The sequence below is a fragment of the Streptococcus cristatus genome (assembly GCF_003943535.1).
Taxonomy (GTDB): domain Bacteria; phylum Bacillota; class Bacilli; order Lactobacillales; family Streptococcaceae; genus Streptococcus; species Streptococcus cristatus_L.
This window is the reverse complement of record NZ_RJPU01000002.1, coordinates 287,714-311,665: the sequence shown is the minus strand read 5'-3', so window position 1 is coordinate 311,665 and position 23,952 is coordinate 287,714. Positions and strand designations below refer to the sequence as shown.

The following is a 23,952-nucleotide window of genomic DNA, read 5'->3' as shown; positions in this document are numbered from 1 at the left end:
TTCTTGAAATTATTTTCAAAACATGGTATAGATATTAATCCAAAGAACGCTTCTTATTTTATTTCTGTAAGTAAAGTTTTTATCAAGATTTCATTTCCTTTTATTTCACCTAATAATGAGACCTCTGCCTATCAAGATTCTAGAAGACGCAAAAAGAACCTTGACAAGCCATCAAGATTCTTTCGCATATGTTTTATTTTTCCAATGGTTTACGCAAATATCCGAAAAGAATACCGCTGACAACTGCACCAATCAAGACATACACAAGGTAAAGGATTGGGTTGTTAGTCAAACCGATGACGAAGATTCCTCCGTGTGGTGCCATAAGTTTGATGCCAGACAGACCGACAAGTGCACCTGTAAGAGCTGAACCGACGATAAAGCTTGGAATTGCACGGGCTGGGTCAGCAGCTCCAAATGGAATCGCACCTTCTGTGATGAAGGAAAGACCCATAACGATATTTGTCAAACCTGAATCACGTTCTTCGGTAGTAAATTTATCTTTGAAAAGCAGAGTTGCCACGAATACTGCAAGCGGCGGAACCATACCAGCTGCCATAACCGCTGCCATGACTGGAGAACCACCAGTTGAGACAGTGCTTGCCAGCGTACTTGTACCAAATACATAGGCTGCTTTGTTCACTGGTCCACCCATATCGACCGCCATCATACCACCGACCAAGAGACCGAGAAGGACAGCAGAGCTTCCGCTCAGACTTGCCAAGAAATCGTTGAGGGCTGTATTGATTGCCGACATAGGGATATTGACTGCCAGCATAAGGAATCCAGTCACAAGAACACCAAGAAGTGGCAAGAGCAAGATGGAGCGAATACCTTCAAGTGAGCGAGGCAGACCTGTAAGTAATTTGCGAAGGACTAAAATCACACCACCAGCTAAGAATCCACCGACCAGAGCTCCAAGGAAACCAGATGATACACCCGTTAGAGAGAGTGTCTTCTCACCACCTGCAGCATAGGCAACACCACCAAATGATGCGCCACTGCTAGCAATTGCACCGGCTACGAAACCAGAAACCAAACCAGGCTTTTCAGCGATTGAATAAGCGATATAACCAGCCAATACTGGCAACATGAAGCCAAAGGCTGCACCACCAATTGCCTTAAATTGAGCTGCAATTTCATGATAGCTTCCCAGATTAGAAAGCTGATCCTTTGGCACACCTAAGATCTGATCCAACAAGAAGGCAATGGCAATCATGATTCCGCCGCCAATAACGAATGGCAACATTTGAGAAACACCGCTCATCAAGTGCTTGTAAAAAGCTCCACCCAAGCTAAGTTTTTCATTGCTGCTAGCTACTGCAGCGCCACCGTTAGCAGCCTTGTAGACTTCGGCATTGCCAGAAAGAGCCAAGTTGATCAATTCTTCAGTCTTACGGATACCGTCTGCAACTGGACGGTTAACCAAAGGTTTGCCATCAAAACGATCCATTTCAACTGCCTTGTCTGCTGCGATGATAACAGCTTTAGCCTTGCGGATATCCTCTGCAGTCAGTTGGTTTCCGACACCGCTGGCACCGTTGGTTTCAACCTTGATGCCAACACCCATTTCAGCAGCTACTTTTTGAAGGGCCTCTTGGGCCATGTAAGTGTGGGCAATACCTGTCGTACAAGCTGTAACAGCTACGATAAAGTCGCCAGATTCATTAGCAGGTACTTGAACAGGTTCCTCAGCTTTTTCTGAAGCTTGGTTAAATAGTTCGATAACTTGGTCAGCTGATGTTACTTGGCGAAGTTTGTCAGCAAAACCGTCCTTCATCAAGTATTGAGACAATTCTGCCAAGGCTGCTAAGTGAGTATCATTGGCACCTTCCGGAGCTGCAATCATGAAGAAGAGGTCTGTTGGTTGCCCATCCAAGCTCTCATAGTCAACACCCTTGTTTGACTTTGCAAAGAGAACTGTTGCTTCTTTGACAGCAGAGTTTTTGCTGTGTGGCATAGCGATTCCGTCACCCAAACCAGTGGAAGTTAGAGCTTCACGCGCTAAGATTCCTTCTTTAAAGGTTTCAAAATCCGTCACATAACCATGATCTACCAAGCTATGAATCATCTCTTCGATAGCTGCTGTTTTTTCAGTTGCCTGCAAATCCAGCAACATGACATCTTTTCTCAATAGGTCTTGAATTTTCATCGTTTTTCTACCTCAACTTTTTCATATGTTTCTTTAATAAATTCCGCTGTTGCCAAATCATCCGAGAAGGTAGTTGCCGTTCCACAAGCCACTCCCCATTTGAAGGCTTCTACTGCGTCCTTGGATTTGACAAATTCACCTGTAAATCCAGCAACCATAGAGTCACCAGCTCCCACTGAATTTTTCACTGTTCCCTTGATTGGTTTAGCGAAGTAAGCTCCCTCAGATGTGACAAGAAGTGCACCGTCTCCAGCCATAGAGATGATAACGTTTTGAGCACCTTTAGCCAACAATTCTCGAGCATAGTTCTCGATTTCATCTAAACTTTCGAGTTTCACTCCAAAGATAGCTCCAAGCTCGTGATTATTTGGTTTAACCAAAAGGGGCTGGTAGGCCAAACTATCAATCAAGGTCTGTCCTTCAAAATCACAAACGACTTGCGCACCAGTCTGGCGTGTCAATGCAATCAAATCCTTATAGATAACATTGCCTAGATTCTTAGCACTCGAACCCGCAAACACAACCGTATCATCCGCTGTCAGACTAGACAAAATAGCTTTCAATTTTTCTAGCTGAGCCGGTTCAACATTAGGACCAGTCCCGTTGATTTCTGTTTCTTGGTCTGCTTTAATCTTGACATTGATACGAGTATCTTCTGCTACTTGAACAAAACGCGTTTCGATTTCCTCTTCTGCCAAAGTATCTGTGATAAATTTACCAGTAAATCCTCCAATAAATCCAGTCGCAGTATTAGGAATATCCAAGCGTTTCAAGACACGACTGACATTAATTCCTTTCCCACCAGCAAACTTATCATCACTGTCCATACGATTGACACTACCAACTTGAACATGGTCCAAGCGCACGATATAGTCAATGGACGGATTGAGTGTGACTGTATAAATCATGCTTCTATTACCTCCGTTTTTTCTTTAATCTTTTGAATCACTTCAGATTCAGTTTGGTTTGTAATAAGCCTTGCGCGCGATATCGGGGCCACTTTTGCAAAAGATGTCTGACCTAACTTTGAAGCATCAGCCAAAACATAGGTTCTCTTGGCATTTTCTAGAATAGCGCGTTTCACCGCTCCTTCTTCCATATCCGGAGTCGTGAAAAATCCATCGTCGATTCCATTCATTCCGATAAAAGCCTTGTCAAAATTCAGCTGACCGATTTGATTTAGAGCGACACCACCGATACTGGCATCTGTCGAACGTTTCACGATACCACCAATGATCACAGTGGGAATGTTGCGCTCCACCAACTTAGTCGCATGATGGATAGAGTTGGTCACCACCGTCACGCTCGGATCGTGCAATTCATTGACTAAGAGTTCATTGGTCGTCCCTGCATCAATAAAAATAACATCGTATTCTTGAATCAAGCTGGCTGCTTTTTGAGCGATCCTGGTTTTTTCTTGAATGTTTTTGATAGATTTTTCTTGATTGCTTTCTTCCTCCTGCAAAAAGTGAAGACTCTCGGCACCACCATGCACACGCCTCAACTTCCGCTCGATTTCAAGCTCATCCAAATCTCTTCTAACAGTTGATTCTGAAGTGTTTAAAGCTTGTACTAGATACTCTAAAGATACAAATTTATCTTTGGTAACTTTTTCGAGAATCAGCTGTTTTCTTTTCGACTTCAGCATAGAATACCTCCTCTGCAATCGATTACAGTTCTATTATACAAGATTAAATTTCAAAGTCAAGCATTTTCTGTCATTTTCTATCAAAAATAAATCATTTGTTTGAATATAGAAAAAAAGAAGCCTGTTAGACTTCTTTGAATTTCTTTATTATCTTGTAGTGATATAGACAAGAAGGATCGGTAAAAAGGCAGCAAGCACACATAAGATTGAAAATACCCAGAACCAGACTGATTTAAAGGCTTGCCTATATGTGCCGGGCTGAGATTTATTTTCAGTAATATAAGCTTTAATTTTCGACCTATTTAGGATGAGTACAATCAATACTACCGTTGTTCCTACAGTCATTAATCCATAATTTATGAGATTCACGATACTTTCTGGGATATAGTTGGTCAGAAAATCAAGTCCTTCTGCGATGACCAAATTATTGAAAATATGGAAGAAGATCACCCAGAAAATGGAATATTCAAAAGCGATGTAACCAAATCCCAGACCAATCATAGCAGCAAAATAAAGCTGATAGAGATTTTCATGAAACAGTCCAAAAAGGAGAGCCGTCATGACAATGGCAAATACTTTTCCGTGCTTTTCCAAAGCCCGCAATCCTGCTCCTCGAAAAATAATCTCCTCCGTAATCGGTGCCATGATTGTTGTATAGATAAACATGGTGATTGAATGAGAGCTAAAATCTTGGGATAAAATCTCAGAAAGATCCAAACCAAAGAGAGACAAAATAGCATTCATGATTTGACTTGTCACAGTGCTAAACAGCTGAGAGAAAAACAAAAAACAAATCATGAAGAAGAAGACTTTGGCTGTCATTTTCTTATTTTTCTTGCGCAAATCTCGAGTAAAAAGCTGCTTGCCCCTGAAAATCGTGAAAATAAGCACTCCCACACAAGAAGCAATAATGTAGGAACCGCCATCTTTATCCATAAAACTTTTTACAAATTCCTCAGTCTTACCTATATCAAAGCCCTGCTGAAAAAGAACAAAGAAATAGGAAAAGACAGTATAAAGTATGACAACCACTAGCATCACGATAGAATAAGTGAAGCAGCTTGCTGAAAATCTCCCCAGATCTTTCTTGGGATTTAAAGGCTTAGGTAACGTATTCATAAATTCTCCTTTGTTATTATTAGCTACGAGTCTTTCTACTGAAAACATACAAACTTAAAAAGATTCCCTCATAAAGAAGAGCAAAAAGAATAAAGGCGTGCATGAAAAATTCTTCTGGTAAAATCCAGATGACTGGATCCTTGGCTGGATCAAATAACCATGTATTATCTCCCACAAAAAGTACTTGATGAAAGAGCGTAAAAAAATTGTTAAAACCAATCAAGCCAGCCAAACAAATCATGACAAAGGGCAATACGCTCAAGATAAATAAGCTTCTTTGGTGAAGAGCTAAAAATCCTTTTTTGACCACTTTTTTGATAAAGAAAATCAAAGCAGGCAGAGTAACTAGAAAAATAGCTTGCGCCAAGTGAAAAAGATACTTGACCGCTTGAAAATGATGCAGACCTGCTGCTGACGAACGAAAATCAGGCATTACCAGCTTCTGACTAAAAGGATTAGTCAAGTAATTCAGCAAAATGTTGAAATTATACTGGATGGTCTCTGCTTTCAAATGAACCTTATCGGGCAAAGCGAAATAGGAAATTTCCAGCGGGTAAAATAACCAAGCCAGATAAATGGTCAGCAAGATAGCTGCTGCCAGCAAGCATAGGATGCTGGCTAAAAATCTTAACCTATCACGCATCAAAGTCCCACTCCGCTAGGCTAGACAAGACATGCGTCGGTTGGATTGGCAGATTTGGCACTTCTTCTGGCAGGGTAAAGCCTGTCGTAACCAAGAGAGTCGGAATGCCATTATCAATTCCCGCTCGAATATCTGTCAGGTAGTTATCGCCGACCATAACCACATCCTCACGCGCCAGCCCTAGATGCTCTATGGCTTTTTCCATAATGATGGCATTGGGCTTGCCGATAAAGGTCGGCTCAACACGAGTAGCGGCTTCCAAGAGAGCATTGATAGCACCCGCTCCCGGCTGCAGACCTCGCTCGGTCGGAATATTGAGATCTGGATTGGTCCCGATAAAGTGGGCACCCTTTTGAATAGCCAAAGTCGCTACTGTCAGCTTCTCATAGTCCACTTCCCAGTCCAGCCCCACTACTACATAGTCTGGATTTTCTGCGTCCTCTATATATCCAGCTTCTTCAATGGCCTGTTTCAGTCCGACATCACCGATAACGTAGACTTTCTTGCCCAGATTTTTCTCCTGCATGTAGTCAATAGTAGCCAGAGTCGCTGTGTAAATGGTTTCAAGTGGCGTCTCAATGTTGAAATTCTCAGCCAGCATAGTCTGAACAGCTTCTGGCGTACGCGTGGTATTATTGGTCACGAAAAGATAGGGAATCTTCCGCTTCTGCAACTCATGCACAAAATCTTCGCCAGCAGGAATTCGGCTCTTTCCCTTGTAAATCGTCCCGTCTAAATCAATCAAATATCCTTTATATGTCATACATTACTTTCTAATCTTTTTCAATCTCTTGCCAAGTGATTATAGCTTGCGCATTGACTTCACCATCACTAGAAATCTGGTGAGTGCTCTGCAGGCCTTCTAGGTCGTAGCTAGAGGCAATCATCCCGCCTGGTCGAACTTCCTTGACATACTTCAGGTTGATTTTCCGAGGAATATGCTGGGTAAGGAAATCTGCGCCCATGACCTCAAAAATCCAGTCCAGATACTTGCTATTGTTGACATGACCGTTCATATCCAAGTCGTAAAAGCGCACATGGTAGTCCTTGCTGACAGGATTTTCCAAGTCTGGATACTTGGGCCCACGCAACAGTTTCTTAGAAAATTCCGACTGGTAAGGTGCAACAATCTCAGGCTCCACCCCATGAACCTTACGGCTATCTCGGTCCATGAGGACAAAGGTTGCCATCATCTGGATAATAGCCTCACCCGCTTCATCAAAAATCGTGAAGCGACGGTAGCAAAAAAGCCGATTGTAAGTCAATGCTTCTGTCTCAATGGTGATTTCCTCTGCAAATCTAGGCAAACGAACCACATCAATATCGTAGTCCGTAATAATCCAGACTAGATTATACTGCTCCAGCATGTCCTTGTCGCTGACACCGAGCTCAATCGACTGCATCCCGGATACCTGCAAGGACAGCAGGATGACATCAGGCAGCTTGATATGGCCATTCATATCCGCCATATCAAAAGGAATTTTCATTTTCATTTGATAAGTTAAGCCCATGATTTACTCCAATATAAATTTCTCAGCAACCGTATCGCCCAAAAAGAGACCTTGTTTGGTCATGCGCACGATGTCTCTGTCCGGCACTAGCAAGCCCAGCTCAGTCAGCTCAGACACAACAGCTCCATACTGGTCTTCAAAGGAAACACCGAATTTTTCCTCGAAGCGCTTTTTAGAAACACCTGACTTCTTGCGCAGTCCTAGAAACATCTCTTCTTCCATCTTTTCATGCAGCGTCAGCACTTCTTCCCGCACACGGGCATTGCCCGCTTCCACCGCCTGCAGATAATGACGAATAGGCCCGTGGTTTTTATAGCGAACACCATCGACATAGCCAGAAGCTCCTGCCCCGAGACCATAATACTCCGCATTGTCCCAGTACATGAGATTGTGGCGGCTCTCAAAGCCTGGCTTGGAAAAGTTTGAAATCTCATAATGCTCAAAGCCAGCCTTTCCCAACTCAGCTATAATGTAGTCAAACATCTCCGCTTCCAAGTCTTCCTTAGGTAGAGGCAGCTTCCCTCGCCGCATCCGATTCATAAAGACTGTATGATTTTCCAAAATCAAGCTGTACAAACTCATGTGAGGAATGTCTAGGGCAATGGCCTTGGCAACATTGGTTTTCACATCTTCCATGGTCTGCTTGGGCAGGGCATAAATCAAGTCAATCGAGATATTGTCAAAACCTACTTTTTTGAGATTGGCAATATTCTCGTAGATGTCCTTTTCCAAGTGACTGCGGCCAATCTGCTTGAGCATGCGATCATTGAAAGTCTGTACACCCAGCGAAACCCGATTGACAGGCGAGTCTTTAAGTACAGCAATCTTCTCCTCATCCAAGTCCCCAGGATTGGCTTCGATGGTCAGCTCCTCAAGATAAGACAAATCTAGCTTGTCCGTCAGCTTTTCCAGTAAAAAGGCCAATTGAGGTGCTGATAGAGCCGTTGGAGTCCCACCACCGATATAGAGGGTGCGGAGCTTTTTGATGTCGTAAGAATGATACTCCTCAATCAAATGCTCCAGATAACTATCTACCGGCTGATTTTTGATAAAAACCTTGGAAAAATCGCAGTAATAACAAATCTGAGTACAAAAAGGAATATGCACATAGGCAGAAGTTGGTTTAGTTTGCATAGTATTTATTATAGCATAAAATTAGCGACAAAGCCCCCTTGGAAAATAGAATAAAAAAACTCAAGAAATAGAAAAATTCCTTGAGTTAATGTTGAAAGAGCATCTGTTCGAGTAGATCACGGATAAAGCAACTGCTGAATCACTAAAACATGGCTCTCTTCTACGCCATATAAACTATGAAGTTCATTCGGCTCCATAGTCAGAAAACTTCCCGGTACTAATTGTACAGTTTCTCCCAAGGCAGTAAAATCCACCTTCCCTTCTAGACAGACAACTGTAACAAGAGCATCTGCACTATGTTCAGGGATTTGTTTTCCTTTAGCAAGGTGCAAATGGCGGATGAGACGTCCTTGCTCTTCGACCGGAGTTTCAACCACATCAACATTTGGATCTATTGAGTAAAATTTCATCGTCTTCCCTCCTTTTCTTCATTTTAGCATAATTCCGAAGAATTGTCAGAATTTTTTAATATTCCTAATTGATACCTACAAAGTTACAAAATATGGTATTTTTATCATGCTCTATTCGATTAATTTTCTTAAATATAAAAAAGATTGAAGAACGTCATCTAAAATAGATCTTTTCTTCAATCTAGAAATTTGTTATGAATTAGATTTCAAAATCATTGAATTCCATAAGCCATACTGATCTGGATTTTAGCAACTCCATTCTGCAGGCTGATTTTGTCAATGCTGAACGGACTCTGCGGCAGAGATAGAAGGAAACTATCTCCCTCCGTCGTGATAGTCGAATTAAAGGCCTGCAGTCGCTGCTTGAGCATGCCAGTCACCCAAGATTTAGGGATAGGAAGGATGCCTAGCTTGGCACTATCGATTGTGATGTATAAGGCACTCCCCTTCACCGTCACATCCACCTCCAGATCCAGCTTACTATCAATAAAGAGCAGTTTAACCGGATACTGAATGCGCAGCTTATTGCCTTCAATACTGTAAGCACTGTTCAGCAGTTCCTGATTCTCGCTATCAGTCAGCGAAGACTTGAGCACCTGATTGAGCTGGACGCTATTGAGAGAGACCTCCGTGCTGACTCCCTGAGCTGTCACATTAGCATTACTCAAAGTCGGCCCAATAATATTTTCCCACGAAGTATTAGCTTGAACATTTTTTAGTTGTTCATTCGGATTGATAGAAGAAGGAACCAGAAATAGCACTGCTGCAAGCAACAGCACCAAGACAATTCCTACCAATCTTTTGATCAATTTCATTTTTGTCTTCCTTTGCCTTGAGAAATCTCCTTAGCTGAAAACACAGAAAGGATTTATCTCATTTTACACTATTTTTTCATCATTTTCTGTAACAAAGAGATTAAAAGACTAACAATCCTATGAAAAAGGCTGGGACAGATGATCCCAGCCTCTAAGTCGTATATTGCCTGTGTAACAAGGCTTAGCATAGCTAGCCTATTCTACTTAATCACTTGTTGCGTCTTAGCATAGTTGGCTTCGACTGCTTCTTTTTCAGATTTCCACCAGTCTTGATTGTCTGTGTACCACTTGATGGTCTCTTTGAGACCCGCTTCAAAGTTGGTAAACTCTGGCTTCCATCCTAGCTCATCGCGGAGCTTGCTGGCATCAATGGCATAGCGGAGGTCATGGCCGGCACGGTCTGTCACATGGTCATAAGCGTCAGCTGGCTGTCCCATTTCCTTGAGAATCAGCTCCAGCACTTCCTTATTATTCTTCTCACCGTCAGCACCGATCAAGTAAGTTTCACCGATTTGACCCTTGGTCAGAATCGTCCAAACGCCTGATGAATGGTCATTGGTATGAATCCAGTCACGAACGTTTTTACCTTCACCGTAGAGTTTTGGCTTGATACCACTCAGGATATTAGTAATCTGGCGCGGAATAAATTTCTCAATGTGCTGGTAAGGACCATAGTTGTTTGAGCAGTTAGAAATAGTCGCTTTGACGCCAAATGAGCGCACCCAAGCTTTAACAATCAAGTCTGAAGCTGCCTTGGTTGATGAGTAAGGCGAACTTGGGTTGTACTTGGTTTCAGCGGTAAATTTCTCACCTGGACCTTCTCCATGACCTGGTAAATCTTCACGCAAAGGCAGGTCCCCATAGACTTCGTCAGTTGACACATGGTGGAAACGAATGTTATATTTACGAGCTGCTTCCAAGAGTGTGTAAGTTCCGATGAAGTTGGTGTGGATAAACGGACTCGGGTCATTGAGCGAGTTATCATTGTGGCTTTCTGCCGCATAGTGAACGATAGCATCAGCTTCAGCTGCCAGCTTATCTACCAAGGCTGCATCAGCAATATCTCCAACAACCAACTCAACGCGGTCGCCTAAAATTTCTTCAATATTAGCACGATTACCCGCGTAAGTCAGCTTGTCCAGCACTGTCACATGAACATCTGGAAAGTTATTATAAACATAGTGGACAAAGTTAGAACCGATAAAACCAGCTCCACCTGTCACGATAATTTTTTTGTATTCAGTCACATTGTTTCCTCATTTCTTAATATTTTGTACAGATAAGAATTCTGTAATCTCATTATAAAAAAGTAAACCACACATATATAATTCATATGATACAATGCCGCTAAAACAAAAGTATCTAATGAAATTAAAAGCAAAATCGAAGATACAATCATTCAGTTGTCCAAATAGAAAAGAATTTGACAATGGAATAACGTATAATATATATGTGATAATTGGAATTAGTAATACTAAAGATATTTTTTTAAGAAGATTAATTTCTTCATATTCCTTGACAGTATTTTGAAAAACTTTTCTATTCTCGTGTAGTCCAATAAAAACTATTAAGAAGGCAGAAACGCCTATAGATAGACACTCTGTCCATTGAAAAATATTTCCTTCTTTTGTCAAAGTTGTAATTGTAGAAACCAAAGATAGTAAAAGTATGGATAACAAAAATTCTAGCATTATAGTTTTCCACTCATAAGATTCGGTATATTCTTTTTCCTTCATCTATAAATTTTCTCTTACAAATCTTCTTTTCTTAGTGGTTTGACATCCTTAAGTAGTGGATGGTTCTTGTCTGCTTCTGAGACTTCTGCTGCTTCTAGGTTTTCCCACTGGATGCCTAGAGCTGGGTCTGCATAGTTGACAAAGGCATACTTAGGTTTGAGTTCCAAAGCCCAGTAGTCATTCACCAGATAGCTATAGGAAACGGTGTCAGAAAGGACTTGGAAGCCGTTGGCTACACCACGTGGCACAAAAACTCCCTTGCTGGCATCGATTACTGTCTGGTAGGTATTACCAAAGGTCTCACCCTCACGCAGGTCTACCCAAGATCCCAGCACCTTCCCGTCATCTGCAACAGAGATGTACTTGTCCCATGGTTCAGCATGAAGACCACGCAGGACATTTTTGCGAGAAAAGCTGACATTATTTTGCAGTTTTCCTTCTACAAAGAAGCTTTCAGGGAAGCCTAGTGGCAGCATTTTTTCCTTTTGGAAATTTTCCTTAAACCAGCCTCGGTTGTCCCCGCGAACAGGAATATCAAATTCTAGCATTCCAGGAATTCCGGGAACCTCACGCGCTGCTAATTCCTTATCAAAAAATTGTTCCGTCATCTTCTTATTCTTCTCCAATCAAGCGTAAGAGATAGTGACCATATTCATTCTTTTTCAATGGTTGCGCCAATTCATGCACTTGCTCTTTAGTGATATAGCCCATACGATAGGCAATTTCTTCCAGATTTGCCACCTGAACATTCTGCATACGCTGAACTGTTTCGATATATTGAGCGGCTTCTAAGAGACTTTCGTGGGTTCCTGTATCCAACCAAGCAAAACCACGTCCCATGAGCTCAACAGACAAGTCACCACGATCCAAGTAAGCCTTGTTAACATCAGTGATTTCCAATTCTCCGCGAGGACTTGGCTTGATGTTCTTGGCAATTTCTACAACATCATTATCGTAGAAATACAGGCCAGTAACCGCATAGTTAGAGCGCGGCTGTTCCGGTTTTTCTTCGATGGAGATAGCATTCATTTTCTCATCAAATTCTACAACACCAAAACGTTCTGGGTCCTTGACATGGTAGCCAAAAACTGTTGCCCCTTTTTCCTTAGCAGCAGCATTTTGGAGCATTTTACTCAGACCTGGTCCATGGTAAATATTATCCCCAAGAATCAGCGCTACATTGTCATCTCCAATAAAATCAGCCCCAATGATAAAGGCTTGTGCCAGTCCGTCTGGACTTGGCTGCTCAGCATAAGAGAGCTTGATGCCAAACTCAGAGCCATCACCCAGCAGATCCTCAAAACGAGGAAGATCTGTCGGAGTGGAGATAATCAAGATGTCCTTGATACCAGCCAGCATAAGAGTTGACAATGGATAATAGATCATGGGTTTGTCATAAACCGGCATGAGCTGTTTTGACGCAGCGCGGGTCAATGGGTACAAACGTGTACCAGAACCACCTGCAAGAATAATACCTTTCATATGAGTTTCCTCTCTTAATGTATTCCCTTTATTTTACCATTTTTGAAAGCGGATGTCATCCTTTTCACTCTCTTTAAATAATAGTGCAACCCCATGTAAAAAGCCCAGCCAAGAACGCCTGCATAACCACAGGCTGCGATCGTAACCAGTCCATAACTTCTCCTTATTCTCTGAAATCAATCATACAAAATCGTCTTGGTTTCCCCGATACAGTGTTTTTCCTCATTCCAGTAATGAATCCGCTCGAAAGAGCCTTTCCTCCAGTAGAGAGGCAAACGTTCATGTATGTCGTTCTGCATATCTATTTGGTCAAGTTCCGAAATCTTCCACCATTTGGGCTCCCCTTCATGATCGTTTCCCCTAACTTGCCCCTCAAAGGCAGTACAAAGAAAATCGTAATACACATACCGTTCTTTTTTACTCGGATTAGTGAAGCCTGAAATTCCTTTCAATTCCAAGTTTAGAGCAGTCAACCCTGTTTCTTCTTTTAATTCGCGCCTTGCAGCTTCAAAAAAAGATTCTGGAAACTCCACCTTCCCTCCTGGTTGTATCCACCCTTTAAAATTATCATGCTGGCGATTAAGCAGTAAAATTTCATCACCTTTTTTAACACAAATATTGACCCAATTCAAAATATGTTCTGTCATATCAAACCTTCTTTACATGGAACTAGTATCTCTAGGAAAACCGCGTTCAGATGCCTACACAACCACAAGCTGTAATTGAACACAAGCTCCCAAAAACCTTATTCCAACTTAATATTCTTTATTTTGGATAGAAAATCGAACGATCTGATGATTTTGAACAATGACTTCGTATTTACCAAATCCAGAATACTTACTATGTTTCCCGACACCAATGTCCATAAGATAACGTGCATTTGGTAGCTTCGTTAAATCTAGCTGCTCTTGTAAAATCTGCTTGATTTTATCATCGTTCTTCTGGTCTTGGCCAATACCAATGATAGATCCATCGTCTTGCTCCACGTTCAAAATTACCTTCATTTCAATGGCAAGAGCCTCTTTTTCCAACATGTCAGAAATAGGGATTGGATATAAGCCCTGCAAAGGCTGGCCTTCTGCCCGATTCTTTTTTATAAGGGCCTCGTATGCATCAATATGTGGCGCATCCTTATCTATCATAAAATCAAGGGATTCAAGATATAGTTTCTTCTTATCTGCCTTTGTAAAACTATCTTTTACAGTCTCTAAAGTTTCACTATAATCTGGACTCAGCTCAAGTCCCCTATAAGCGATACTAGGAAAAACTTGATAAATTGCGTCTCCCTTTTCAAGCTGTAGGTCAATATCTGTTTTTCCATATTTCTCATCCCGAGAGGTGTAATACTCAATTCGGTCACCGATCTTAACCGTTTGCCCCTCAATTTCCTCAGAATATTCAGCTCTGATTAAATAACCAGCGAAAGAGGTATAGTTTTTATTGGCATCTAAAACTCTGACCGTTCCTTCAAAACCACTCTGCTTATAAGAGCGCTGAACAGCCTGTACCATTTCATATTTCGGCACTCGTACAAAAACTCCCCACATATCTATGAAACTCAGAAACATAGAAACAAGAGCCATGAAAAAAATGAGCACCACACCAGATAAGAAACAGCCCAAAACACCAAAACCTACTTTATTTTTTGTATTCTTTGCTAGTTCCTGATTTCCTCCATTATTTTGAGCAATAAGAGGATGTTGAGAACGACTTTTGTGTCTAGTAAATAGAATAAGTGAGATTGAGATTAAGATTGATATTACTAGTAAAAGTAAAATGAGAAATATTAAAAACATTTATTCTCCTTAAGTATCTTCTTCTCCACGTACCGCTCAATAGGATAGTCAGCTGGATTCAGCAGCCCCGCTTCTCCTAGAGCCATCTGAGCTAATTGGCGTCCGATGAGCGGACCAGTTGTCAGACCAGAAGAGCCTAATCCACTGGCAGCATAAACATGCGGCAAGTCTGGCACAGCGCCAAAGAAAGGAGAAAAGTCGCTGGTATAAGCCCGCGTTCCCACACGCTCGCCTAGAATCTCTGCAGTAGCCAACCTCGGCAAATAAGTTTCCGCTTCTTGCTGCAACTGATTCAATACCGTATTATCAACTGTCAAATCAAAGCCCTGATCATTTTCATGACTGGCACCGACGCTGACCTTTCCTGCTAGAAAAGGAATGATATCCAGCTCGCCCTCAGGCATGACAACAGGGTAGTCATCCGTCTTTTCAGCCAGCTTAAAATCACGCAGCTGACCTTTTTGCGGCCGAACATCTGTCTTATAGCCTAGAGGCTGCAAGATTTCTCCTAGCCAAGCCCCCACAGCTAAGATAACACAGTCAAAGCTCCGACCATCCACCAGAAGTTGCTCTCTATCTACTGTCAAGATTACCTTTTTCTCAACTAACTCTGCCTTGCTGGCTTTCAGAAGCGTCTCCGTCAAGAGTGCTCCCTCCACACGGGCGCCACCGGAAGCATAGAGAAGTTGCTCAAAGCCTTGCAAGTCTGGAAATTTCTCCTGGGCTTCCTGACGGCTGAGAAGACTCAAGTCCCCAATCAGCGGCGACTCTTCACGACGATTAGCAGCCAAATCATAAAGTTCCTGCAGCTTGCTCTCATCCTTTTTCAACAGATAAACACCTGTCTGTTGGTAAAAGTCTGTCTGGATTCCAGCCGATTTCAGTTCTGCAATCAATTCCTGATAAAAATCAGCTCCCAGACGCGCCATCCTATACCAAGCCTTATTGCGACGCTTGGAAAACCAAGGACTGATAATGCCAGCGGCTGCTTTGGTTGCCTGCCCCTTGCCGTCATCAAAGACAGTCACTTCAACATCTGGGGATTTGGACAGATAGTAAGCCACTGTTGAGCCAACAATCCCTGCTCCAATCACTGCTACTTTTTTCATGTCGCTCCCTCTCAAATATGTCGGAAAGGATTGGTCGAAGCCTGACTAGCCAGAATCTCAATCTCCCATCCCTCTTCTGCCTTCCAAGTATCAAGCTTTTCTTTTAATTTTTCCGTAAACAGAACCTCGATATGGTGTCCAGGATCCAGTGCCAAAAGCCCTTCTGTCAGCATTTCCTGAGCTGTATGATAGTAAATATCACCAGTGATGTAGACCTGCGCTCCCTTAGCAATGGCCTCCGGATAAAAGGACTGACCGCTGCCACCACAAATAGCTACACGCTCAACCACACGTTCTAGATCCGTTTCTTCATAAGCGACGAGACGCAAACTATCTAGTCCAAAAGTTGCCTTGACCTTAACCGCAAAATCCCCAAAAGTCTGAGGAGCAATATTCCCCACGCGGCCAATCCCGTTTTCTGGCCCCGTCTGACTGAGAAAACTTGTCTCCTCAATCTCAAGAAGCTGGCAGAACCAGTCGTTGAGCCCGTCCTCCACAATATCAATATTGGTATGGCTAACATAGACAGCAATATCATGCTTGATGAGATCTAAGATCATTTGATTTTGCGCCTTATCTCCCACTAGGTTCTTGAGCGGGCGAAAAATAGGCGCATGTTTAACGATAATCAGTCCAGCACCTGCTTCAATAGCTTCCGCCACCGTCTGCTCGCGAATATCCAGTGCTACTAGGACCTTGTCCACTTCTTTGTTCAGAGTTCCGATTTGCAGGCCTGAAATGTCACCCTCCATGGACAGTTCTTGCGGGCAGTAGGCTTCATAACGAGCGATAATTTCACTTGCTAGCATGGAGTACCTCCTTGATACTTTCGATTTTTTGAGACATAGCAGAGCGTTCTAGCTCATTTTTTTCTGGGATATGGGCTAAAGCTCCTTCGAATTTCTTCAGTTCTTTCTGCCATTTTTTCCGAAAAACTGGAGATTGCTGTTCTAACAGGAAAGGACCAAAGCGTTTTTCTTGCTCCGTCAAAGTTTGCTGGCCTGCCTCAGCCACTAGGATTTCGTAAAACTTACCAGCCTCTTCTAAGATATCCTCAGCCAGCAAACGAAAGCCGTTAGATACCAGCCAGCTGCGGAGCTCATCCTCTCGGTTATTGGGCTGCAAAATCAAGCGGGAAATAGACGCAAGCTTAGCTCTGCCATTTTCCAAAATCTCTGAAATCAAGCGACCACCCATGCCAGCGATAACGATGGTGTCAATCTGATCTTCTACTTCAAAAGCTGCCAGACCATTGGCCAAGCGAACCTCAATCTGCTCCGTCAGCCCATGCTCTGCCACATTTTTCTGAGCAGACTGAAATGGCCCCTCTACCACTTCTCCGGCCAGAGCCTTCTCAATCCGTCCCTGCTGAATCAGGTAAATAGGCAGATAGGCGTGATCGCTCCCAACATCCAGCAGCTTCGCCCCATCTGGAACAAAAGCAGCCACTCGCTCCAAGCGTTGGGAAATAGTCTTTTTTTGCATTGCTTACTCTTTTCTAAACATTCTTCTATTCAGTATATCATTTTTAAGGGTATAAAAAAAGCAGCGGAACAAAAATCAGCTTTTCGATAAATTAATTAGATTGATTATTACAACAAACGAATTGAAATTAAATAAAACGGAAAAGACAATCGCAAGTGACTTCAACCAAACCACACACGATTGCCTCTATACATCGTCTCATTAGAACAATGTATTACCTTATAACGCATAACAAACTTTACGATTATACTTCTACCCAAAATCGGTAAAATTGTTTATGCCATATTATTGTAACGCCTTATCAAAAAAATCACCAGATGAGGTGTTGGTTTAGTGTACACTTTTTACACTAAACTTTAGTTCAGAAAAAGACAATTTCCTTAGTTTGACTATGGAACTCAAACTATTTTTCATCAAATACCTTGATATACTTGACAAATGATAGAAAAGGACTTATCCCTGTCCAGTATAGAATTTTTTCTATCTCCTCTTGACTTTTTTCTTGAAAACTGAATTAACCTTTGCTAATTCTTTGAGACTAAAATCTCTTTTAAATAATTACACGACCTGAGTAATCCCAAGCCGTGTAATAGTTTTACATAAGAACCATTCCAGTATCTAATATAACTTTATAGTCTTCAATATTTGTATTTTCATTGTCGTACCATGCATTTACTATCTGAGCTTGATTATCAATTATTTGAGCAATTTCAAATTTGAAATTTGAAATTTTTATAAGGAGCAAAGCTTGGCTCTTCAACTAGTATTTCTCCCATTTTATCTTTTGTTTCTAATAATATTCTCAAGCAATTTTCATTATCAATTAAAACTTCTAGACTAATATTTTCTTGTTTTAGAATATTAATGTTTTCTGATAGCCACTCTTTAGTCACTTTTTTTACTTCTTGAAGTCGACTCATTACTTTTCTCCTTTGATATTTATATTACGAGCATCCGGCATTTCTGTTATGGCTGTCCGTCAGGAAGTAACGGTCAATTGCATAGCTATGATTAGTCCTCTCAGTCTCTGACATGCCTAAACTGCCAAATGGTTTCACATGAGCTTGGGAAATGGCATTTTTGAGCTCAGGAAATTCTTTTTCTATCTCCTCTTGGCTCATTCCATCTATTTTTTCTTAAAAGCTGGATTAACCTTAGATATTTTTTGAGACAGAGATTTCTTTTGAATAATTACACGACCTGAGTAAACCCAAGCCGTGTAATAGTTTTATGAATCTATATTGGATTCTTTATACTAGTTTAATCTTCTAAAATCACAGGAAAAATATCTTCCCCTCTGTACATTTTTTCTTCCATTTCTTTCCACTCTAAAACCAATTTATAAAGCTCATTTGTAGGAATAAAGCAAGGGCTACCTAATATTTCTTCCTCAAATTGGAAGTATACTTCCGTTATTTCTTTGCCAATTTCAATCCCTAAGAGATTACCATCAAAAGCATATTCTTCCATACTCCCAGAAATTACACTCTCCAAAGCTTCTCGAACATCCAGATAAAAATTATGGACCTCCGAATTTAAAAAATTTGATAAGGAGTGACAATTGGGACTATCAAATTCTACTAACAAAAATTTCTGACTATCATTATTTTTATTTACTTTTACAATATAGTTTCGTCTCATTTATATGCACCTTTAAAATTATTCTATTTTAGCGGATAAGCAGTAATAATTTTCCCCTCAGAATTTAAAATTATTTCAATGCTTATTCCATTTTGACTTGTTCCTATATAACGACTACCTTCCATCAATACCTTGTTGGAATATGCCTCATTAATGGCATCTACAACCTCCTGCGGACTCATATGGTCAGGGAAGAATGTTGATTTCCCTCCATTAGCTTTCTTAAGAGTTCCATTTACTTCAACTTTTGCCTCATAAATCCCAGCATCATTTAAGGCCGGCCCTTTCGTACCCTCGATAATATTTCCAGAAGTCCCCTCTACCATATCATAGTGATAGCCTCCTGCTCGACCTTTTTTATTTATATCACCTTCAAAAATGTGAATCTTAGACTTATCTGTAAAGTTCTCTGTATGCTTAAGATTCGCTAAGTCATCCATAGTGTAGGTTTTAACCTCAACCACCGGCTGACTCCCCATACTCGGAATCTTCCCTTTAATCCAGTCTTTCCCTTTACCAAAAGCTTCGGGGATTGTTGTATAAGGCTTATTGTAATACTGGTTATACCCCACATAAGCAGAATACAAGGCAGTTCCCCAGCTAAGTGTTTCAGTGATAGGATGGATGCGATTATACCATTCAGCTGTTTGGATTTCTTCGGCTGTAGCTGGCTCAAGTGTAATTGGATTGATCCCTTCTTCAAGGATGTAATGATTAAACTTCGCCGTGTAATTAGGATCACGCCAACTAAGTAATTTCTGACTGTCCATTAAAAAATAACGGTCTGTCACATAGCGATGATTGGCCCATTCAGTCTCTGACATGCCTAAACTGCCAAATGGTTTCACATGAGCTTGGGAAATGGCATTTTTGAGCTCAGGAAATTCTTTTTCTATCTCCTCTTGGCTCATACCATCTATTTTTTTCTTGAAAGCTGGATCAACCTTAGCTAATTCTGTGGGACTCAAGCCTCGATGATCATTTTTTACTTGGTCATATCTCGCCATAATCAATTGAAGAGCATCCTGACTCATAGTAGCAATAGATGCATCACCATATCCCGTGGTTAAAAAACGTTCATAGGCCTGAATCTTGCCACCATACTTTTCCTCAAGCTCAGCTCGGGTCATATTGAAAACATCCAGTAGATTATCCCCTTTATCTGTCTTAAGATCTTTATTAAAGTTTGAAATAATCTTCTTCCATTCAGAACGTGGTTTTCCCTGCAGCTTCTCTGCAAGCTTACCTCGGTAATAGATTTCAGCAGCACCGGATAACTTCATATCTTTGACAGCCTTGTCTATAGCCTGTTCTTGGGGTGTCCGATAATCACTCTTTGAAACAGTCTGAATCTTCTGAGCCTTCATCTTAGCAGACCAACTCATATCTATTCCATCAGTAGAGTAATTACCCTCACTGTCTACCAATACCTGACTAAGCTGCGTCGCTCCCTGAATAGCTAGGGCCAAAACCTGCAGACTATCTGTGAAATACTGGGATACCTGAGCCACAAACCATTCAAGTTTGTCAATTTTTTCCTGAATTTCTCGAATGCCGATATTTAGCTGGTTTTCCAGCACTGTCAGAGCATTCGTCTTGGACAGATTGTCAGCTAATTCCCCTGCAAGTCCATCAATAATCCGGCGAAATAGAAATTGATACTCTGCCAGCTGAGCTTGAGTTTTCTCTAGCATCTCCTGTTTTGTTTCCAACTGTTCTTTCAGCAAGTCAAGATCCAGTATCCCATACTCAGATACGGTGGAGTCAGCATATTTATAAGAATTCAGCTCCTCCTGAATATCATCAATAGCAGCTTGTAGCTTTTTGATAGCAGGGATTATAATTTCTGTAAATAAGCCCTTTCCCGCTGTATAAGCCGCTCCCTGCAGCTCACCCGACTCCAAAGAGGCAATCAGGTGATCGCAGCCACTAGATAGACGATCGGTCACCTGATTAGCTACCTGCAGGTTGCTGGTCATCGCTTGGATAAGCTGGGCCGAATCTGCTGCACTATATCTCACTCCCATGGCAGACTATTCCTTTCTTTGGTCAGTTTCTCTCGCTCCTCTTCCAGAGTCTTTCTTGTTTGACGACCGAGCTTTTCTAGTTCATCCATCTGCACCCCCACATAGTTCTTAACCTGTTGGTTAAGATGCTGAGTCTCTGCTAAATCACGACTGAGGGAAGCAGTATTTTGCGGATACTCATAAAGTAGATTTTCCATTCGAGTCGTCAAATATTGGAAATCCATCGCAAAATTTATCAGAGAATCTTCGTATTGATGTTTGAGAGCCATAAATTTATCTTCTTTTTCGTCAACTTTGAGAATTTTTTCGTAAAGTGCTTGGCGTTCTTTTTCGCTTTTATCTACCTTCATTTTAATTCTCCCAGCGCTTAGCCTGCTCTATATCGCGTTTCTCAATTTTTGCAGCAATTTCTGGAAATTTATTGGCCTGAGTTAGGACGGCCGAACTGAAGTCACTGATAGCCTGTAACATTTGATTGCAAGCTTGACGGCCAGCTTCCATCCCAGAAATTTCCGCTGTATAGGAAAAGTCAACTTGTTTATTTTGTGCATTGCTGGTATCAACTCCAACTAGCTCGCTGATAGCAGACCTAGCTGAAATAGTGCTTGATTTAATTTGTCCCATCTTCGCTTCTCCTTTTGTTTATGGAATTATCAACATACCTTTTCATTATATCATAATTCCTCAAAATCATAGGCTCTAAAACAAAAAAGAGACTGAAACAAAAATGTTTTAGTCTCGCCTTATTATGTTCAGAAACTATTGATATGGTTGATAATTGATCAATGACCAGCGGTTGCTGAGCAATCACTCGGAGTTGGAACTATTTATAATGACTTGAAGATCTTTAAATCTGAAACTAGATAGTAGAAAGAAAAGCAAAATCTTCAAACATTTCGCACAACCCCACCATACTTACTTGTAACTAGTCCTTCCACAAATTCATGGCATTGAGGAAATCATCCGAAACCGTTACATTCTGTGGATTACTTGCTTCACGCTCCGCCCGTTTGGCTTCTACTTGAGCTTGGGTTGTAATACCTTCCCGCCGCCAATTACGCAAGATCGCCTGGATATATTTCCAATTAGGCTTGCCATTGAAAACCGCTTCGCGTAAGGCAGCTTTGACCAGGTCTGGATTGGTTTGATCGTCCTTAATGGTCTTGGTCAAATCCTCAATTTCAAATGGAGTCAAAAGACGACCCAGCTCTTGCTGGAAGGTTTCAACCAGTTCCTTGAGAAGATTGCCATCAGACGCTGGCCTTGACCCTGTAGGACTGGAAGTGCCTAGAATCTCGTCTAGTTTTTCTAAGGCTGGCGAAGCATCAAAAATCGCCTCGATTTCCCCATTCAGTTCAATGGTTCTGTACTGGAGCAAGCCTTTTTCCGTCAGATGGGACATGGAGCGATTGACCTCGGATAAGGTCTTGCCAATATACTCCGCAATCTGACTGGGCGCAAATTCCTCCAATGAGGTAGTATTTTGCAAATAGAAAAACTGCCAGACCAAAAAATCATCACTGGAATCAAAAATGTCTTTAAAATGCAAAAAGAGGGCACTTGGAAGAACCAAGTTGCCATTTTTGTAAGCTGCTAAATAAGTCATAGTACCTCTTTATAAATAAGCAAAGAAGGATGCATCATTCTCTGGACTTTGCCAATCAAATGGTGTTTCTTGATAGACTGCATAATTGACCCAATTACTGAAAAAGAGAGCTGCTGCCAAACTCCAGCGCAGACAAGGAGTCGTATTCACATCATCATTCTTGAAGTAATTCTCAGGAATATGAGGATCCTTTCCCGCTTCCAAGTCACGGAAATACTCCTTGGCAAGGGTATCACGGTCGTACTCCATATGACCGAAGCTATACACCTCTCGCAAGTCACGGCTCGCCAAAACAGACAAGCCCGTGTCTTCTCCCTCGGATAGAATCTCTAGATTGGTCAGATTCAGAATGTCTTCCTTCAGCACTTCTGTATGCCTTGAATGAGGCGTGATAAATTCATCATCAAAACCTCTAAAAAGCAGATTATTGCTTGGAGTTGACTGCTCGTAAACACCCGAAAGTTTCTCTTCCATCTGGTGCTTATCTACGCCATAGCGGGCATAAAGGCCAGCCTGTGCTCCCCAACAGATATGTAAAGTCGAAAAGACATGAGTCTTGGACCATTCAATCACCTGCTGGAATTCCTCCCAATAGTCCACCGCCTCAAAAGGAAGATGTTCTACTGGCGCTCCTGTGATAATCAAGCCATCAAAGAAACGATGCTTGACCTCATCAAAAGTCTTGTAAAAGGTCTGCATATGCTCCACTTGGGTGGTCTTTGACGTATGAGAAGTCATATAAAGAAACTCAATGGTCAGCTGCAAGGGCGTATTGGCCAAATGACGTAAAATCTGAGTTTCCGTCACCATTTTCTGGGGCATAAGATTGAGTATCAAGATATTCAAGGGGCGGATATCCTGATGATCTGCCCGGTCATCATCCATGACAAAGATATTCTCAGAGCTTAAAATTTCAACTGCGGGAAGCTTCTTATCAATCTTGATAGGCATGAAAATATCTCCTTTTGTTTAATATACCTATTATACTCAAAGGAGATATAGTTTTCAATTATACTTTTTCTCTAACTAGATATAGTAATAAGCTATATCTTTAGTAGTGCATCAATACTTTATAGTCATAATCGCCGATTGCTTCGCGACCTTTGAGCTCATCCAACTCGATGAGGAAGGCACAGCCAGCCACTACGCCACCAAGGCGCTCAATCATCTCAATGGTTGCCTTAACAGTTCCACCAGTTGCAAGAAGATCATCAACAATCAGAACTCGTTGACCAGGTTTGATTGCATCCGCATGCATAGTCAGAGTATCTACACCATACTCTTTTTCATAGTCAGCTGAGATAACTTCACGAGGAAGTTTGCCAGGCTTACGGACAGGAGCAAAACCAACTCCTAATTCAAAGGCAACTGGACATCCTACGATAAAGCCACGCGCTTCTGGACCGACGATCATGTCGATTTCCTTGTCAGTCGCATACTGTACAATTTCACGTACAGCGTAGCTATAGGCATTCCCATCAGCCATCAAAGGGCTAATATCACGGAAGAGAATCCCTTCCGTTGGGTAGTTTTCAATGGTTGCAATGTAATCTTTTAAATTCATAATGTTCTTTCTTTCAAAAAATTTTTTACTCTCTATTATACCATGTTTTATTCAAAAAGGCTCTAGCAGACTTT

The 23,952-nt window shown here is 41.6% G+C and carries 28 protein-coding genes and 1 pseudogene; 1 reads left to right on the top strand and 28 read right to left on the bottom strand.

The genetic code is table 11. The features are described 5' to 3' along the window. Positions 1-193: 193 nt before the first annotated feature. The 19 genes from D8790_RS04755 to D8790_RS04665 all read right to left on the bottom strand — a co-directional run bounded on the left by D8790_RS04755 (position 194) and on the right by D8790_RS04665 (position 17,040). Entirely contained in the window at positions 194-2,152 is a 1,959-nt protein-coding gene (locus tag D8790_RS04755) for a PTS fructose transporter subunit IIABC (RefSeq protein WP_125387762.1), read from the bottom strand. Further along, positions 2,149-3,060: a 1-phosphofructokinase gene (gene pfkB / locus D8790_RS04750; protein WP_125387761.1), complete on the bottom strand. Its 912-nt coding sequence runs from the start codon at positions 3,058-3,060 to the stop codon at positions 2,149-2,151. The genes D8790_RS04755 and pfkB overlap by 4 nt, the downstream gene beginning before the upstream one ends. Next, entirely contained in the window at positions 3,057-3,800 is a 744-nt protein-coding gene (locus D8790_RS04745; protein WP_125387760.1) for a DeoR/GlpR family DNA-binding transcription regulator, read from the bottom strand. Before D8790_RS04745 ends, pfkB begins: the two co-directional genes overlap by 4 nt. Positions 3,801-3,947: 147 nt before the next feature. Further along, positions 3,948-4,919 carry a CPBP family intramembrane glutamic endopeptidase gene (locus D8790_RS04740; RefSeq protein WP_125387759.1) on the bottom strand — a complete coding sequence of 324 codons (972 nt, stop codon included), beginning with the start codon at positions 4,917-4,919 and terminating at the stop codon, positions 3,948-3,950. 19 nt (positions 4,920-4,938) lie between these two features. Continuing rightward, on the bottom strand, positions 4,939-5,562 hold the full coding sequence (locus tag D8790_RS04735) for a TIGR01906 family membrane protein (RefSeq protein WP_125387758.1): 624 nt from the start codon (positions 5,560-5,562) through the stop codon (positions 4,939-4,941). Further along, positions 5,555-6,325, bottom strand: a complete 771-nt coding sequence (locus tag D8790_RS04730) for a TIGR01457 family HAD-type hydrolase (protein ID WP_125387757.1) — start codon at positions 6,323-6,325, stop codon at positions 5,555-5,557. Before D8790_RS04730 ends, D8790_RS04735 begins: the two co-directional genes overlap by 8 nt. A 10-nt stretch (positions 6,326-6,335) precedes the next feature. After that, a complete protein-coding gene (locus D8790_RS04725; RefSeq protein WP_125387756.1) occupies positions 6,336-7,073 on the bottom strand; it encodes an acyl-[acyl-carrier-protein] thioesterase in 738 nt (245 codons plus the stop codon). A 3-nt stretch (positions 7,074-7,076) separates the two neighbouring features. Next, on the bottom strand, positions 7,077-8,207 hold the full coding sequence (hemW, locus tag D8790_RS04720) for a radical SAM family heme chaperone HemW (protein ID WP_125387755.1): 1,131 nt from the start codon (positions 8,205-8,207) through the stop codon (positions 7,077-7,079). 116 nt (positions 8,208-8,323) lie between these two features. Then, positions 8,324-8,617 carry a cupin domain-containing protein gene (locus tag D8790_RS04715; RefSeq protein WP_005590484.1) on the bottom strand — a complete coding sequence of 98 codons (294 nt, stop codon included), beginning with the start codon at positions 8,615-8,617 and terminating at the stop codon, positions 8,324-8,326. A 212-nt stretch (positions 8,618-8,829) separates the two neighbouring features. Then, entirely contained in the window at positions 8,830-9,432 is a 603-nt protein-coding gene (locus D8790_RS04710) for a hypothetical protein (protein ID WP_125387754.1), read from the bottom strand. Between the two features lie 200 nt (positions 9,433-9,632). Next, positions 9,633-10,679 carry a dTDP-glucose 4,6-dehydratase gene (rfbB, locus tag D8790_RS04705; protein ID WP_125387753.1) on the bottom strand — a complete coding sequence of 349 codons (1,047 nt, stop codon included), beginning with the start codon at positions 10,677-10,679 and terminating at the stop codon, positions 9,633-9,635. Positions 10,680-10,688: 9 nt separating this feature from the next. Then, positions 10,689-11,168 carry a hypothetical protein gene (locus D8790_RS04700; RefSeq protein WP_125387752.1) on the bottom strand — a complete coding sequence of 160 codons (480 nt, stop codon included), beginning with the start codon at positions 11,166-11,168 and terminating at the stop codon, positions 10,689-10,691. Positions 11,169-11,182: 14 nt separating this feature from the next. Then, positions 11,183-11,776 (bottom strand): dTDP-4-dehydrorhamnose 3,5-epimerase family protein, encoded by a 594-nt coding sequence (locus D8790_RS04695; protein ID WP_125387751.1) that lies wholly within the window; start codon positions 11,774-11,776, stop codon positions 11,183-11,185. 4 nt (positions 11,777-11,780) lie between these two features. Next, a complete protein-coding gene (gene rfbA, locus D8790_RS04690; protein ID WP_125387750.1) occupies positions 11,781-12,650 on the bottom strand; it encodes a glucose-1-phosphate thymidylyltransferase RfbA in 870 nt (289 codons plus the stop codon). Between the two features lie 176 nt (positions 12,651-12,826). Then, a complete protein-coding gene (locus D8790_RS04685) occupies positions 12,827-13,297 on the bottom strand; it encodes an 8-oxo-dGTP diphosphatase (protein ID WP_125387749.1) in 471 nt (156 codons plus the stop codon). A gap of 108 nt (positions 13,298-13,405) precedes the next feature. Beyond that, the gene (locus D8790_RS04680; protein ID WP_125387748.1) at positions 13,406-14,446 is read right to left on the bottom strand and encodes a hypothetical protein; all 1,041 of its coding nucleotides are present in this window, start codon (positions 14,444-14,446) and stop codon (positions 13,406-13,408) included. Then, complete coding sequence (locus D8790_RS04675) at positions 14,437-15,555, bottom strand: NAD(P)/FAD-dependent oxidoreductase (RefSeq protein WP_125387747.1); 1,119 nt, start codon at positions 15,553-15,555, stop codon at positions 14,437-14,439. The genes D8790_RS04680 and D8790_RS04675 overlap by 10 nt, the downstream gene beginning before the upstream one ends. A gap of 11 nt (positions 15,556-15,566) precedes the next feature. Continuing rightward, positions 15,567-16,364, bottom strand: coding sequence for a Nif3-like dinuclear metal center hexameric protein (locus tag D8790_RS04670; RefSeq protein ID WP_125387746.1), 798 nt, complete (start codon positions 16,362-16,364; stop codon positions 15,567-15,569). After that, the gene (locus D8790_RS04665) at positions 16,351-17,040 is read right to left on the bottom strand and encodes a tRNA (adenine(22)-N(1))-methyltransferase (RefSeq protein ID WP_125387745.1); all 690 of its coding nucleotides are present in this window, start codon (positions 17,038-17,040) and stop codon (positions 16,351-16,353) included. Before D8790_RS04665 ends, D8790_RS04670 begins: the two co-directional genes overlap by 14 nt. Positions 17,041-17,174: 134 nt before the next feature. Between D8790_RS04665 and D8790_RS04660 the strand changes: the two are divergent. Continuing rightward, positions 17,175-17,309 (top strand): annotated as a pseudogene (locus tag D8790_RS04660) (IS110 family transposase); the annotation flags it as partial. 441 nt (positions 17,310-17,750) lie between these two features. Here D8790_RS04660 and D8790_RS10860 read toward each other — a convergent pair. The 9 genes from D8790_RS10860 to D8790_RS04615 form a co-directional block, all read right to left on the bottom strand. Beyond that, positions 17,751-17,960, bottom strand: coding sequence for a hypothetical protein (locus D8790_RS10860; protein WP_260470269.1), 210 nt, complete (start codon positions 17,958-17,960; stop codon positions 17,751-17,753). Positions 17,961-17,984: 24 nt separating this feature from the next. Further along, positions 17,985-18,161 carry a hypothetical protein gene (locus D8790_RS10495; protein ID WP_155719696.1) on the bottom strand — a complete coding sequence of 59 codons (177 nt, stop codon included), beginning with the start codon at positions 18,159-18,161 and terminating at the stop codon, positions 17,985-17,987. A gap of 139 nt (positions 18,162-18,300) precedes the next feature. Continuing rightward, positions 18,301-18,681, bottom strand: coding sequence for a hypothetical protein (locus tag D8790_RS04650; RefSeq protein ID WP_045504288.1), 381 nt, complete (start codon positions 18,679-18,681; stop codon positions 18,301-18,303). A 23-nt stretch (positions 18,682-18,704) separates the two neighbouring features. Beyond that, a complete protein-coding gene (locus tag D8790_RS04640) occupies positions 18,705-20,708 on the bottom strand; it encodes an EndoU domain-containing protein (RefSeq protein ID WP_185761909.1) in 2,004 nt (667 codons plus the stop codon). Continuing rightward, positions 20,699-21,058, bottom strand: a complete 360-nt coding sequence (locus D8790_RS04635) for a cingulin (RefSeq protein WP_125387744.1) — start codon at positions 21,056-21,058, stop codon at positions 20,699-20,701. Before D8790_RS04635 ends, D8790_RS04640 begins: the two co-directional genes overlap by 10 nt. Before the next feature lies 1 nt (position 21,059). Next, on the bottom strand, positions 21,060-21,332 hold the full coding sequence (locus D8790_RS04630; RefSeq protein ID WP_125387743.1) for a TIGR04197 family type VII secretion effector: 273 nt from the start codon (positions 21,330-21,332) through the stop codon (positions 21,060-21,062). Between the two features lie 301 nt (positions 21,333-21,633). Continuing rightward, positions 21,634-22,314: a DnaD domain-containing protein gene (locus tag D8790_RS04625; RefSeq protein WP_061909295.1), complete on the bottom strand. Its 681-nt coding sequence runs from the start codon at positions 22,312-22,314 to the stop codon at positions 21,634-21,636. A gap of 9 nt (positions 22,315-22,323) precedes the next feature. Beyond that, the gene (gene metA, locus D8790_RS04620) at positions 22,324-23,265 is read right to left on the bottom strand and encodes a homoserine O-acetyltransferase MetA (protein ID WP_048763248.1); all 942 of its coding nucleotides are present in this window, start codon (positions 23,263-23,265) and stop codon (positions 22,324-22,326) included. 100 nt (positions 23,266-23,365) lie between these two features. Further along, positions 23,366-23,878: an adenine phosphoribosyltransferase gene (locus D8790_RS04615; RefSeq protein ID WP_005590499.1), complete on the bottom strand. Its 513-nt coding sequence runs from the start codon at positions 23,876-23,878 to the stop codon at positions 23,366-23,368. Positions 23,879-23,952: the final 74 nt, after the last annotated feature.

Bases quoted from the DNA above. Each gene is read 5' to 3' on its own strand.
- D8790_RS04755 (WP_125387762.1), bottom strand. From the start codon at position 2,152: ATGAAAATTCAAGACCTATTGAGAAAAGATGTCATGTTGCTGGATTTG.
- pfkB (WP_125387761.1), bottom strand. From the start codon at position 3,060: ATGATTTATACAGTCACACTCAATCCGTCCATTGACTATATCGTGCGC.
- D8790_RS04745 (WP_125387760.1), bottom strand. From the start codon at position 3,800: ATGCTGAAGTCGAAAAGAAAACAGCTGATTCTCGAAAAAGTTACCAAA.
- D8790_RS04740 (WP_125387759.1), bottom strand. From the start codon at position 4,919: ATGAATACGTTACCTAAGCCTTTAAATCCCAAGAAAGATCTGGGGAGA.
- D8790_RS04735 (WP_125387758.1), bottom strand. From the start codon at position 5,562: ATGCGTGATAGGTTAAGATTTTTAGCCAGCATCCTATGCTTGCTGGCA.
- D8790_RS04730 (WP_125387757.1), bottom strand. From the start codon at position 6,325: ATGACATATAAAGGATATTTGATTGATTTAGACGGGACGATTTACAAG.
- D8790_RS04725 (WP_125387756.1), bottom strand. From the start codon at position 7,073: ATGGGCTTAACTTATCAAATGAAAATGAAAATTCCTTTTGATATGGCG.
- hemW (WP_125387755.1), bottom strand. From the start codon at position 8,207: ATGCAAACTAAACCAACTTCTGCCTATGTGCATATTCCTTTTTGTACT.
- D8790_RS04715 (WP_005590484.1), bottom strand. From the start codon at position 8,617: ATGAAATTTTACTCAATAGATCCAAATGTTGATGTGGTTGAAACTCCG.
- D8790_RS04710 (WP_125387754.1), bottom strand. From the start codon at position 9,432: ATGAAATTGATCAAAAGATTGGTAGGAATTGTCTTGGTGCTGTTGCTT.
- D8790_RS04700 (WP_125387752.1), bottom strand. From the start codon at position 11,168: ATGAAGGAAAAAGAATATACCGAATCTTATGAGTGGAAAACTATAATG.
- D8790_RS04695 (WP_125387751.1), bottom strand. From the start codon at position 11,776: ATGACGGAACAATTTTTTGATAAGGAATTAGCAGCGCGTGAGGTTCCC.
- rfbA (WP_125387750.1), bottom strand. From the start codon at position 12,650: ATGAAAGGTATTATTCTTGCAGGTGGTTCTGGTACACGTTTGTACCCA.
- D8790_RS04685 (WP_125387749.1), bottom strand. From the start codon at position 13,297: ATGACAGAACATATTTTGAATTGGGTCAATATTTGTGTTAAAAAAGGT.
- D8790_RS04680 (WP_125387748.1), bottom strand. From the start codon at position 14,446: ATGTTTTTAATATTTCTCATTTTACTTTTACTAGTAATATCAATCTTA.
- D8790_RS04675 (WP_125387747.1), bottom strand. From the start codon at position 15,555: ATGAAAAAAGTAGCAGTGATTGGAGCAGGGATTGTTGGCTCAACAGTG.
- D8790_RS04670 (WP_125387746.1), bottom strand. From the start codon at position 16,364: ATGCTAGCAAGTGAAATTATCGCTCGTTATGAAGCCTACTGCCCGCAA.
- D8790_RS04665 (WP_125387745.1), bottom strand. From the start codon at position 17,040: ATGCAAAAAAAGACTATTTCCCAACGCTTGGAGCGAGTGGCTGCTTTT.
- D8790_RS10860 (WP_260470269.1), bottom strand. From the start codon at position 17,960: ATGAGTCGACTTCAAGAAGTAAAAAAAGTGACTAAAGAGTGGCTATCA.
- D8790_RS10495 (WP_155719696.1), bottom strand. From the start codon at position 18,161: ATGAGCCAAGAGGAGATAGAAAAAGAATTTCCTGAGCTCAAAAATGCC.
- D8790_RS04650 (WP_045504288.1), bottom strand. From the start codon at position 18,681: ATGAGACGAAACTATATTGTAAAAGTAAATAAAAATAATGATAGTCAG.
- D8790_RS04640 (WP_185761909.1), bottom strand. From the start codon at position 20,708: ATGGGAGTGAGATATAGTGCAGCAGATTCGGCCCAGCTTATCCAAGCG.
- D8790_RS04635 (WP_125387744.1), bottom strand. From the start codon at position 21,058: ATGAAGGTAGATAAAAGCGAAAAAGAACGCCAAGCACTTTACGAAAAA.
- D8790_RS04630 (WP_125387743.1), bottom strand. From the start codon at position 21,332: ATGGGACAAATTAAATCAAGCACTATTTCAGCTAGGTCTGCTATCAGC.
- D8790_RS04625 (WP_061909295.1), bottom strand. From the start codon at position 22,314: ATGACTTATTTAGCAGCTTACAAAAATGGCAACTTGGTTCTTCCAAGT.
- metA (WP_048763248.1), bottom strand. From the start codon at position 23,265: ATGCCTATCAAGATTGATAAGAAGCTTCCCGCAGTTGAAATTTTAAGC.
- D8790_RS04615 (WP_005590499.1), bottom strand. From the start codon at position 23,878: ATGAATTTAAAAGATTACATTGCAACCATTGAAAACTACCCAACGGAA.